10 protein-coding genes and 1 tRNA gene are annotated in these 11,949 nt (G+C 68.5%); 6 read left to right on the top strand and 5 right to left on the bottom strand.

All coding sequences use genetic code 11. The features are described from left to right. Positions 1–251 precede the first annotated feature (251 nt). The gene (locus AMS65_RS11375) at positions 252–671 is read left to right on the top strand and encodes a DUF6941 family protein (protein WP_053384283.1); all 420 of its coding nucleotides are present in this window, start codon (positions 252–254) and stop codon (positions 669–671) included. Between the two features lie 74 nt (positions 672–745). Continuing rightward, the gene (locus AMS65_RS11370; RefSeq protein WP_053384282.1) at positions 746–1,510 is read left to right on the top strand and encodes an HAD-IIB family hydrolase; all 765 of its coding nucleotides are present in this window, start codon (positions 746–748) and stop codon (positions 1,508–1,510) included. 133 nt (positions 1,511–1,643) lie between these two features. Here the strand turns inward: AMS65_RS11370 and AMS65_RS11365 are convergent, their stop codons facing one another. From AMS65_RS11365 to AMS65_RS11355, 3 genes are all read right to left on the bottom strand, one after another. Then, entirely contained in the window at positions 1,644–3,116 is a 1,473-nt protein-coding gene (locus AMS65_RS11365; RefSeq protein ID WP_053384281.1) for an APC family permease, read from the bottom strand. A 352-nt stretch (positions 3,117–3,468) separates the two neighbouring features. Next, positions 3,469–4,989: a malate:quinone oxidoreductase gene (locus tag AMS65_RS11360; RefSeq protein WP_053384308.1), complete on the bottom strand. Its 1,521-nt coding sequence runs from the start codon at positions 4,987–4,989 to the stop codon at positions 3,469–3,471. A 30-nt stretch (positions 4,990–5,019) separates the two neighbouring features. Further along, entirely contained in the window at positions 5,020–6,438 is a 1,419-nt protein-coding gene (locus AMS65_RS11355; RefSeq protein ID WP_053384280.1) for a DNA repair protein RadA, read from the bottom strand. A gap of 260 nt (positions 6,439–6,698) precedes the next feature. Between AMS65_RS11355 and AMS65_RS11350 the strand changes: the two genes are divergently transcribed. The 3 genes from AMS65_RS11350 (at position 6,699) to AMS65_RS11340 (ending at position 9,456) form a co-directional block, all read left to right on the top strand. Beyond that, positions 6,699–7,694, top strand: coding sequence for a putative FMN-dependent luciferase-like monooxygenase (locus AMS65_RS11350; RefSeq protein ID WP_053384279.1), 996 nt, complete (start codon positions 6,699–6,701; stop codon positions 7,692–7,694). Between the two features lie 81 nt (positions 7,695–7,775). After that, positions 7,776–7,866: transfer RNA gene (locus AMS65_RS11345), tRNA-Ser, on the top strand. Between the two features lie 171 nt (positions 7,867–8,037). Then, complete coding sequence (locus tag AMS65_RS11340; RefSeq protein ID WP_053384278.1) at positions 8,038–9,456, top strand: class I SAM-dependent methyltransferase; 1,419 nt, start codon at positions 8,038–8,040, stop codon at positions 9,454–9,456. Positions 9,457–9,477: 21 nt separating this feature from the next. On the opposite strand, the gene AMS65_RS11335 is transcribed toward AMS65_RS11340, so the two are convergent. Both AMS65_RS11335 and AMS65_RS11330 read right to left on the bottom strand, forming a co-directional pair. Then, a complete protein-coding gene (locus AMS65_RS11335; protein ID WP_053384277.1) occupies positions 9,478–9,870 on the bottom strand; it encodes a hypothetical protein in 393 nt (130 codons plus the stop codon). A gap of 21 nt (positions 9,871–9,891) precedes the next feature. Next, complete coding sequence (locus AMS65_RS11330; protein ID WP_053384276.1) at positions 9,892–10,668, bottom strand: helix-turn-helix domain-containing protein; 777 nt, start codon at positions 10,666–10,668, stop codon at positions 9,892–9,894. A 211-nt stretch (positions 10,669–10,879) separates the two neighbouring features. Between AMS65_RS11330 and AMS65_RS11325 the strand changes: the two genes are divergently transcribed. After that, entirely contained in the window at positions 10,880–11,938 is a 1,059-nt protein-coding gene (locus AMS65_RS11325; protein ID WP_053384275.1) for an ABC transporter substrate-binding protein, read from the top strand. The last annotated feature ends 11 nt before the right edge of the window (positions 11,939–11,949 follow it).

Raw genomic sequence — 11,949 nt, 5'->3', positions numbered from 1 at the left:
CTGCTGCGCCGGAGGCACCCGTCCGTCCCGGTGCCGCCCGCTCATCCCCCGCGTACCAACCCGTCGACACACCCATGCCCGCCCGCAGCCCTTTCTTTCGGACCTCACCAGTTCTGCGGACGGAAACCAGCGTCTCGATCCGAAACGTCGGTGAGAGCCGAAGCTCGGACGCACCCGCCCGCAGCGAACCGACCTGGCAGGGACCCAGCCCGGCGTGGGAGAGTGGAGCCAACGGATCCGAGGAGGCACGGATGAGAGTGGCGGCAGCGTTCCTGGCGGATGCGGCGAACGTGCGCGAGGGCACGCTCGGCGTGCTCTCGGGGTTCATCAACACGATCAACCGCGAGGAGTTTCCCGCGCCTCTGGGCGCGACGCTCGTGGTGGTGGTCGAGTACGACGAGAACGAGGCGCGGCGCGGCGATCCCGAACGCACCTTCCGTGCGCGCTGCGAGCCGGCAGTGGGCGGAGGCGAGATCTTCAGCCTGGAGGGCAATTTCAGCCTCGGCGGAGGCAACGACAGCTTCGGCTACATCCCCATGGTCTTCCAATTGGCCGATGCCCGGATCCCCATGCCCGGCACGTACCGCATCATCTTCGAGGGGACCGGGCTCGAGCGCGTCGACGTGCGCTTCTACGCCAACGCGACCTCCATGCCGGATCTCGACAAGTAGGTCCTCGGCGCGCGCCGGCCGAGCCGCGCGCCGCTTCCGGCGACCCCGGGGAAGCGCTGTGGCAGAATCGACGAGTGCCCACGATCCCCCGCCTCATCGCATTCGATCTCGATGACACCCTCGCCCCCTCGAAGTCGCCGGTCGACCCTCGTATGCTCGCAGTCTTCGCGCGACTGCTCGACCGCACCTCGGTGGCGGTGATCTCGGGCGGCAATTTCGAGCAGTTCGAGGCGCAGCTGGTGGATCGGCTCGACGCATTCGAGGGGGTCGACGAGTCGGCGCTCGAACGGCTGCACCTGCTGCCGACCTGCGGTACTCGCTACGAGCGTCGCGAGAACGGCGGGTGGGCGACCGTCTACCAGGAGAAGCTGACACCGCAGGAGCGCGACGCGGCGCTCTCGGCGCTGCGCGAGGAGGCCGAGCGCCTCGGCCTGTGGGAGCCGGAATCCTGGGGCGAGATCCTCGAGGATCGCGGATCCCAGGTCACCTTCTCGGCTCTGGGCCAGCGCGCACCCGTCGAGGTGAAGCAGGCGTGGGATCCCGACGGCGCGAAGAAGAGCGCCCTGCGCGCCGCCGTCGCAGCCAGGCTCCCCGACCTCGAGGTGCGCAGCGGCGGCTCCACCTCGGTCGACATCACGAGGCGGGGCATCGACAAGGCGTACGGAATGCGCAAGCTCGAGACGCACACGGGCATCCCGCTCGACGAGATGCTGTTCGTCGGGGATCGGCTCGATCCCGACGGCAACGACTACCCGGTGAAGGCGCTCGGCGTGGCGTGCCACGCGGTCGAGGGCTGGGAGGACACCGCAGCGTTCCTCGAGGAGCTGCTCGCGGCGTAGCCGGCGCCGGTTGAGCGAGCCGACGGAGGAGCGAGTCGAAGCCACGGGCGCTCGGACCCTCGATTTCGACTCGGCTCCGCCTCGCTCAATCAGCGGGAAAACGCTCCGCCCGCTCAACCAGCGGCAGGAGACGCTACGGGTTCTCGTGCGCGGCCTCGGCGAGCTCCTCGTCGAACTTCTCGAGGTCGCCGGAGAGTCCCTCGTACACACGAGGATGCTTCGACCGGAGCACCGCCGCGTAGATGATTCCGCCGACCACGGCGGCCACGAGGATCCACGGCAGCACCAGCACGTAGGGCTCGTCGGAACCCGCGACCGTCGAGAAGTTGACGATCGCCATGACGCTGAACACCAGCAGCGCGAGGAAGCCGATGCCGGGGGCGATGAAGGTGCTCCACCAGCGGGGATCCCGTGTCTTGCGGAAGTACACCACCACGGCCAGTGCGGCGATCGCCTGCACGATCATGATCGCGAGCGTCGCGAACCCGAGCCCGACCGGTACGAGGGTGAGGATCGACGGCAGATCGGGGAAGACGAACCGGAAGATCGCTGCGATGACCACCGCGAACATCAGGTTCACGAAGAGTGCGCGCTCGGGGGCGCCCTTCGCGTTGGTCTTCGCGAGCCAGCGCGGCAGCACGCGGGCGCGCCCCAGAGCGAAGAGGTACCGACCGGCCGAGTTGTGGAAGGCCAGCTGCGCCGCGAAGAGGCTGACGACGACCAGGACCAGCGCGACGAGCACCATGAAGGGTCCGAGGTGCTTGTCGATCAGCATCAGCGTGAGATCGCCGGCCTCGAGGTGCGCGAGCGCGTCGTCCTGCGCCTGGGCGGTGCCCAGCGAGCTGACCATCGCCCAGGCCGCGAAGGCGTGCATCAGGCCGATGACGATGATCGCGGTGTAGGTCGCCCGCGGGATGGTCCTGCGCGGCTCCTTCGCCTCCTCGCCGAAGAGCGCGGTGGCCTCGAAGCCGATGAACGCGGTTGCGGCCAGCAGCAGTCCGATCCACAGCGAACCGCCCATGATGATCTCGGGGGTGAACACCGAGAAACTGAAGCCCTCCTGGAAGAGCACCGAGAAGGCGAATACGAGCACCAGGATGATCTCGAGCACGAGCGCGATGCCGAGCACCACGGCGCTGATGTGGATGCCCGAGCGCGCGAGCAGGAACACGATCAGGCACAGCACGACGCCGCAGACGAACCAGTCGATCTCCAAGCCGTTGAAGAGTTCCGGGAACACCACCATGCCGGTGAAGAAGCCGATGGTGCCGAGCGCGCCCGCGACGAAGGCGTTGTAGCCGATCGTGGCGATGAGGCCGGTGATGAGGCCGGCGGTCTTGCCGAGTCCTCTCACCGCGATCGCGTAGAAGCCGCCGGCGTTGGTCAGCTCTTTGGTCATCTGGGCGTAGCCGACCGCGAACAGCAGCAGCGCCGCCGCCACGATGAGGATGGCGACCGGCAGGCCGCCGCCGTTGCCGAGCGCCATGGCGAGCGGCAGCACGACGACGAGCACCGTGACCGGCGCCACCGCCGCGAGTACGAGGAAGACGATCGAGCCGACGCCGAGCTGATTCCGGGCCAGCGCTTCATTGCGAGCTTCAGACATGGCTTCTCCTTCGAAACGCATACAAAGCAGGTTTCTGCAAGGAAAACACAGCCGATCAGGACTTGTCTATGCTCTGCGCCCGATGGTTAGGGTTCCGGGACGTCTTGATCGCCGGCGGACTAGGGGTGAGCGCTCTCAGGCAAGCGGCGACGCCGGGGCCGTGCGGCGGAGCCGTGCGGCGGGGCCATGCGGCGGGGCCATGCGGCGGGGCCATGCGGCGGGGCCGTGCGGCGGGTGCGTTGGCGTGCGGCGGGTGCGGAGCCGTGCGGCGGCGGCGCACGGCGAGCGACCCGTGAACGCAGAAGAAGGGCGTCCTTCCGGACGCCCTTCTGCTGCTGCAGCCCGAGGAGGCTCAGACCCCTGCGGCCGCCGGCTCGGTCTCGGCCGGTTCTGCGACGGGCACGAGACCCAGCACGGCTGCGGTCTCGGCGAGCGATGCGGCAGCCGCCTCGGGATCGCCGTTGAGGCCCACGCCGAGCGCGGGCACCTGCTGCTTGAAGACGGGCTTCCACTGCTGCTCGAACTGCTCGGGGAAGCAGCGCTCGAGCACGGCGAGCATCGCGTGCACCGCGGTCGAGGCGCCGGGCGAGGCGCCGAGCAGGCCTGCGATGGATCCTTCGGCGCCGGTGATGATCTCGGTTCCGAACTGCAGGATGCCGCCCTTTTCCGGATCCTTCTTCATCACCTGCACGCGCTGACCCGCGGTGATCATCTCCCAGTCCTCGGAGCGCGCGGTGGGCACGTACTCGCGCAGCGTGCTCATCTGCTTCTCCCGGCTGGCGAGCACCTCACCGACGAGGTACTTCTCGAGCGAGAACTCGGTGAGCCCGACCTTGAGCATCGGCCCGAGGTTGTGCGCACGCACCGATCCGGGCAGATCCCACCACGAGCCGTTCTTGAGGAAGTTGGGGCTGAAGCCGGCGTAGGGGCCGAAGAGCAGGCTCTCCTTGCCGTCGACGATGCGGGTGTCGAGGTGCGGCACGGACATGGGGGGCGCGCCGACCGCGGCCTTGCCGTACACCTTGGCGCGGTGCTGCTTCACGATCTCGGGGTCGTCGCACTTGAGGAACTTGCCGCTGATGGGGAAGCCGCCGAAGCTCTTGATCTCGGGGATGCCCGAGGACTGCAGCAGGTGCAGCGCGCCGCCGCCGGCCCCCACGAAGACGAACTTCGCGTTGATCGTGCGGTACCCCACACCCGAGGAGGCCTTCACGCCCACGTCCCAGGTGCCGTCGGAGCGGCGCTTCAGCTGCTTGACCGGCGTATTGAGGTGCAGTTCGGCGCCCTCGGAGACGAGATGGCGGATCAGCTGCCGGGTCACGGCGCCGAAGTCGACGTCGGTGCCGCTCTCGGAGCGCGTCGCGGCGAACACCTCGTCCTTGGCGCGGCGGTCGACCAGCAGCGGCGCCCACTCGGCGATCTGCGCGGGGTCGTCGCTGAACTCGATGTCGGCGAAGAGCGGCTCCTGCTTCAGCAGTTCGTAGCGGCGTCGCAGGTAGTCGACGTTGGCCTCGCCGCGCACGAAGGTCATGTGCGGGGTGGCGTTGATGAAGGAGGAGGGCTCGCCGAGGACGCCCTGCTTCACGAGTGCGGACCACCACTGGCGGGAGAGCTGGAACTGCTCGTTGATGTCGATGGCCTTCGCCGACGACAGGCTGCCGTCCTTGCCCTCGGGCATGTAGTTGAGCTCGCAGAGCGCCGCGTGCCCGGTTCCCGCGTTGTTCCAGGCGTTACTGCTCTCGGTCGCGACCTCGGAACGGGACTCGAAGATCTCGATCGTCCAGTCGGGCTGCACCTGCTGGATCAGCGTTCCCAGGGTGGCGCTCATCACGCCGCCGCCGATCAGGACGACATCTACCGTGTTGTTACTCACGGTCTGCAAGTGTACTCGCCTCTCGGGGCCCTATAGACCCGCGTCCTTTCTGGCCCGGTCCAAGGTCGCCGACGCGGCGTCGATCACGCGCACGTAGCCCAGGCGCGCGGCCTCGTTCGCGCGCTGCGAGCCTCCCACCACCGGGCGCACTTCGCCCGCGAGGCTGATCTCGCCGAATGCCGCGAGATCGTGCGGCAGCGGTCGGTCCGTGATCGCCGACAGCACCGCGAGCGCGATCGCGAGGTCGGCCGCCGGCTCGGCGAGCTTGACGCCGCCGACCGTCGACACGTAGACGTCCTGGTCGTGCAGGCGCGCCCCGACCCGTCGTTCGAGCACGGCGAGGATCATCGCCACCCGGGAGGGGTCCACCCCGCTCGTCACCCGCCGAGGATTGGGCGTCGCGCTCTTCGCCACGAGCGCCTGCACCTCGACGGGCAGGGCGCGCCGCCCCTCCATGGCCACCGTGGCGCAGGTGCCGCTGACCGGAGCGGCCGCGCGGCTGAGGAAGAGACCGCTCGGGTCGGGCACCTCCGCGATCCCCCGATCGGTCATCTCGAAGCAGCCGACCTCGTCGGTGGGGCCGTAGCGGTTCTTGAGCGTGCGCAGGAAGCGCAGGGAGGTCTGGCGGTCTCCCTCGAAGTGGCAGACCACGTCGACGAGGTGCTCGAGCAGACGCGGCCCGGCCACGGAGCCGTCCTTCGTCACGTGCCCCACGAGGATCACGGGCGTGCCCCGCCCCTTCGCCGCGCGGATCAGCGCCGCGGCCACCTCGCGCACCTGCGCCGGCCCGCCGGCGCTGCCCTCGATCTCCCCGCTCGCCATCGTCTGCACCGAGTCGACGATCACGAGCTCCGGATCCACCGCCTCGATGTGTCCGAGCACGGTCGCGAGGTCGGTCTCGCTCGCGAGGAACAGCTCGTCGTGCATGGCCCCTGTACGCTCGGCGCGCATGCGGATCTGCCCCGTCGACTCCTCGCCGCTGGCATAGAGCACACGTGATCGCCCATGGGTGTCGGGCACACGTGATCGCCCATGGGTGTCGGGCACGCGTGATCGCCCCTCGGCATCGGGCACGCGTGCCGCGCCGCCGTTCCCGTTCGGGGCGACGAAGCGCGAGGCGACGTCGAGCAGCAGCGTGGACTTGCCCACCCCGGGCTCGCCGGAGAACAGGATCGCCGCACCGGGCACCACCCCGCCGCCGAGCACCCGGTCCAGTTCGCCGATGCCCGTGGGGCGATGGCGCACGGAGTCGCCCTCCAGCTCGGTGATGGGCCGCGCCTCGCGACCGGGCCCGGGTGCCATCGCGCGCGTGGTGCGGGCGAGCGAGGCGCCCGCACGCCCGCGTTCCTCGACCGTGCCCCACTGCTGGCACTCGCCGCAGCGGCCGACCCACTTCGAGGTCTGCCATCCGCACTCCGAGCACGCGTACACGCTGTTCGTCTTCGCCATGCGGGCGAGCCTACCGGCGGCCTCCGACATCGAGCTGCGCCGGTCTCCCCTCCGGCCGGGAACCGGGTCGCTTCTCCATCGTCCGGACCGCATGCACTGCGAGAGATCGACCCGGATCCTGCGTGGGCGAGATGCACCCGGACTCTCGGCACCCCGCTGTGGAGGCACCCGGAATGTGACCGTCGTTGACCGCCGGCCTTGGGCTCGTCCTCACCGCTCACTAGCCTGGAAGCACACGATCGACCGGGAGCCCCACCTCTATGACCGATATCGCCTTCTTCACCCGGCTGCTCGACGCCGCCTCGCCGGCCGAGCGCTTCCGCCTCGCGGCCGAGCAGATCCAGCACGCCGAGCGGCACGGCTTCGCGCGGGCCTGGGTCGCCCAGCACCACTTCCGCGCGGAAGAGGGCGGGCTTCCGTCGCCGTTCGTGCTGCTCGCGAGCGTCTCGGAGCGCACGTCGTCGATCCGCCTCGGCACCGGGGTGATCACGCTGACTCTCGAGGATCCGGTGCGCGTCGCGGAGGACGCGGTCGTCGCCGACCTGCTGAGCGGTGGACGCATCGACCTGGGGCTGGGCAGCGGGGGCACTCCGACGTCGTTCGCGCCGTTCGGCCTCGCTCTCGAGAACAAGACCGCGGACTACGAGCGCAAGCTCGAGGTGCTGGTCGACGCCCTCGCGGGGCGCGACCTCGGGGCGGGCAACACGCTGTATCCCGCCGCCGGATCCCTCGTGGATCGCGTGTGGCAGGCCACCTTCAGCGCGGGCGGCGGCACGCGCGCCGGGCGGCACGGCCACGGGCTGCTGCTCAGCCGCACCCAGCCCCGGAGCTCCGGCCGCGAGCAGGCCTCGCTGCACGAGATCCAGCAGCCGATCGTCGACGCCTACCTCGACGCGCTGCCGGATGGAGTCGAACCGCGGATCACCGCCTCGCGCACCGTGTTCGTCGCCGACGACCGGGACGAAGCGCTCCGCTTCGCCGACGTGGGGTTGCGCCGACAGGCGGCGCTCTTCGGCGTCGCGGAGGACGCTCCCCTGGACGAGCTCATCCGGCGCAGCGACACGCACCTCGGCACGGCTGACGAGGTGGTCGAATCCCTCGCGAACGACCGCACACTCGAGCACGCCGACGAGGTGGCGATCCAGGTGCACTCGGTCGACGCGCCTCACGAGCACGTGCTGCGCTCGCTCGAACTGTTCGCGAGCCAGGTCGCTCCCCGCTTCGGGTGGGGTGGGAGCGCGGCCGGGGGCGCCTGACCCGGTCACCCCGACACGCCGGGAGCGCGGCAAGGGCGGCTCGATTCGCACTCGCGGCCGGAATCGCGTATTCTTTTCCGCGGTGACGTGTCCGAGCGGCCGAAGGTGCGACTCTCGAAAAGTCGTGTAGGGTAACCCCCTACCGTGGGTTCAAATCCCACCGTCACCGCCACCATGAAGGCCCTGACTCCCCGCAACGCTGGGGTGGCAGGGCCTTCGTCATGTCCGAGATGATGTCAGCAGCAGCACAGAACAGCTCACCGCCGCATCCCTTCCAGGCAGGCTGACTGGGGCAGACAACAGCCCCTCTCGGGCATCGGCGAAGTGAGTACACTGTGCCAGCATGGGGGCATTCTTCGCACGCAAGTTCGGCAAGTTCGGCAAGTTCGGCAAGGCCGGCAAGCTGCCTCGGGATCCCGCTCCGGCGACGTCGGACGACCTCGCGACGTACCTCCAAGGCCTTTCGACTCGTCTGCTGTCGGATGCGATCAAGGGCCGCATTCCCTACGACGCACCCCCGCCCGGGCTCGAAACCAGGTTGAACGGCGACCCCAACCCAAGCACCGCTCGCTATTACGCCGACGTGCTGACCCAGCCCGCGCTGCCCCCCACCGCGCGGACTCTCGATATGGGGTGCGGGTACGGGCGCATCGCGCTGGAACTCGCAATGAGGTTCTCCCCGGATCAGCAGTACTTCGGCTTGGACCCGCACTCCGAGGCGATCGAGTGGGCGACCGCCAACATCACACCGCGTCACCCGAACTTCACCTTCACGAAGGTCGACATCAGCAGCAAGGTGTACAACAGCGACGGCACTCTTGACGGCCCGAGCTACCGATTCCCGTTCGAGGATGAGAGCCTCGACCTCGTCTGCATGATCTCCGTGATGACGCACGTCGATATCGATACCGTCGAAACGTACATTCGCGAGGCGGCTCGAACGCTCAAGCCCACGGGCAGACTCGTCGCAACATTCTTCCTCCTCGACAAGGGCGTCGACGAGCTCCTGGCAGCGGGCCGCTCGACGTTTCGGATGCGATGGCCCCACGGTCCCAGCCGAGTCGAGGACCAGAGGAATCCCGAGTTGGCCATCGCCCATCCCCGAAAGCTGCTCCTCGACATCCTCTCCGACGCCGGATTCGCTGAGCCCGCCATCGTTGACGGGGACTGGTGCGGACGCTCCAGCACAGGATCGCTGGACTATCAGGATCTCGTGATCGCGAATCGGCAAGGAGACACCACCACTCCGACGCCGATCTCAGAGCCGGAGCCGCGGGAGCTCGATGCCGTCGAGTCGGATGCCCTCGCACATGCTGCGCTGCAATTCACACGTCTCGGATTGATCACTCCGCAGCTCGCTGCTGATTTCTTGGCCTGGGCGCATCCCGTTGTCATCAACGCGCTGTGGTGGCACACGAGAGGACTCACGCTGGCATCTGTGAGCGCCGCAGGCTCCGAACCGTTCACGTTCGCGTTCACGCACTGCCGAGCCCTGGGTTTCGATCTTCATGCCCCGACGGCTACCGCGTCCGGCGCAGCATTCACTCCCGTCACTCCGCAGGACCTGCTGAACTTCCTGGTCGACGCCGAGGCATCCGCGACCCAGCAGCAGATTCTCGACTGCGTTCTCGAGGTTGCTCACTATGGAATGCTCATCCACAATGCGATGCGCACCGGAAGGGAACTCACGCTGCACTCACCCGGTTCCCCGAGTCAGCCTGTCCGAATACCTGCGGTGCCGCGCCAGCTGCAGCAGCTGTAGCCCGACATCGTTCCCCAGGCCCTACCTGATGAGACCTCTCAGCAGGGTCCGGACCACCATCAGCACGACGACGAGCAGCGTGACGGCGAAGAACCCGCCCAGATGCACCGCGTCACCGAGGATGACGTCGGTGAGCCAGAGGATCACCGCCTTGCTGCCGGCGGCGACGGCGACGAGGCACACGCCGGCGATGGCGCGCGCACGCGATGTCTCCGCGCTCTTCATCCTGCCGACGATTCCGGTCTTCACCCGCACCACGACCTCGAGCACGACCTTGAGCAGGATCGCCGTCACGAGGGAGGTCAGAAAGGACTCGCTGATGATCTCCGGGAAGAACTGCGTGAACACACCGAGCACCAGGAGGTAGGCGAACACGTCGACGAGGTGCACGGCGGAGATCCTGGCGCGGTCCATTCCCACATGGTACGCGGACCGTCACACCGCGACGTAGCGGGTGACGTACTCGCTCGGCGTCATGCCGAAGTGCGCCTTGAACACCCTGCGGAAGGCGCTCGTGTTCGTGTATCCCACCCGGTGGGCGACCGCGTCGACGCCGCGCACGGAGCGCAGCAGCTCGACGGCGCACTCCATACGGTTCTGGATGCGCCACTCCCGGAGCGTCATGCCGGTCTCGGCCTTGAACGCCCGCTCGACCGTGCGCAACGAGGCGTGCACGTGAGCCGCGAGTTCCTCGGTGGTGCGGCTGTCCCCCGGGTTGAAACGCAGGATCTCCGCGATGCCGCCCGCGGCCTCGGAGACCGGCATGACGAGGTTCGTGGAGAGCACGGGCTGGCGCTCGAGACTCGAGAGGATCTGACGCGCGATATCGGCGTCAGGCCTGATGATGGTCTGCTGCGACTGGATATAAGCGAGGAAAAGCGTGCGCAGCTCGTGATCGACGCGCACCGTCGCCGTGCCGCGCAGTGTGGTGGCGACATCGGCCGCTTCGAAGAACATGGGCAGCATCACCGAGTCCTCGTGCACGTGCAGCACGTGCTTCGTACCGGCCGGCATCCAGATCGCGTGCCCCACTGTGAGCGAATGGCTGATCCCGTCGAGCACCGCCTCGGAGCTGCCCCTGGCCTGCCACAGCATCATGTGCTCATCGAAGTGCACCCGCTCCGGAATGCTGACGGGCGGCAGGTGGAGCCGTTTCGGTCCACGCGGATCCAGGGTGCCGGATCCGCGCGTCTGCGCGGTCGGAATCCGCATGCCGTCCTCCTGCTCCGCGTCCGTGGGGTGCAGGCGATCCCCCGTTTGTCGCATAGCGCCCGCAAGCTGTCGAAAACTGCACTCAGATGAAGCTTAGCGTCACCTAACCTAGATCTCATGTGAGCCCGCTTCGCGCTGCTCTCTCCTCTGACGCGGAACGCTCCATCCCCGATTCCACCTCGCCGACGATCCAGAAAGCACCGATATCGCCATGCCCACCATGACCCGCTCCGGCAGCCGCACCGCCGTAGCCGCCGCACTCGCCGCCCTGATCGTCCTGTCGGGCTGCGCCCCGTCGAGCGAGACGGCAGCAGGCGCACCGAACTCCGGCGATGCGGCGCTGCTGCCGCCCGCCGAGGGCACGACCGAATATCCGCTCGAGCTCGAGACCCCCTGGGGCGAGACGGTGCTCGAGGATCGCCCCGAGCGCGTCGCCGTCATCGGCGGCCTCGGCGACCAGGAGTCGGCCCTCGCTCTCGATATCGCTCCGGTCATCGGCTCCGATTCGGGCAGCTACCCGTGGATCGAGGGAACCCGGTTCGACGAGATCGGAGCGTTCGTAGACCCGTGGGCCGACAGCTTCCAGTTCGAGGCGCTGCTCGCCGCCCAGCCCGATCTGATCGTGGCGAGCACCTACGGCAAGCTCGAGGACGACTTCGAGCGACTCTCAACGATCGCGCCTGTGCTCGCAGTCGAGCCCTCCGGCGACTACGCCTGGGACTGGCGCGAGCTGATCCGCGGTGTCGGAGAGGCGACCGATCTGAGCGTCCTCGCCGAGCAGCAGATCGAGGAGACCGAGGCGAGCATCGTCGAGGCCGCGCAAGCGCACCCCGAGTACCAGGATCGCACGGTCTCGATCATCATCAACCGCGGACAGGAGGCCGGTATCCAGTTCGTGAACACCTCGGGATCCCCTGCTGAGGAGCTGCTCGAGCAGCTCGGCTTCGCAGAGCACCCGAACGTGGCGCAGCTGAGCGCCTTCGACTGGGGCGACGTCGCCATCGAGAACGTCGGCCTCGTCGACGCCGAGGCGCTCGTCGTCGCCCGCCACGGCGGCGAGGGCACGGTCGAGGAGGCGACGGCCTGGCTCGAGGACAACGGCCTCTACCAGCAGCTCGGTGCAGTGCAGGCCGAGAAGGTCGCCTACATCGATCCCAATCCCGAGACCGGCGGTCTCGACCTCGCCTGGGCCTTCGCCTACCCCAACGCGCTTACCCACCGCTGGGCTGTCGGCGAACTCACCAACGCCTTCGCCGGCCTGTTCGGCTGAGCCGCCCCGAG

The organism is Leucobacter celer subsp. astrifaciens (assembly GCF_001273835.1).
GTDB classification, from domain to species: domain Bacteria; phylum Actinomycetota; class Actinomycetes; order Actinomycetales; family Microbacteriaceae; genus Leucobacter; species Leucobacter celer.
The sequence above is the reverse complement of the archived record's forward strand: the minus strand, read 5'-3'. Positions and strand labels throughout refer to the sequence as shown.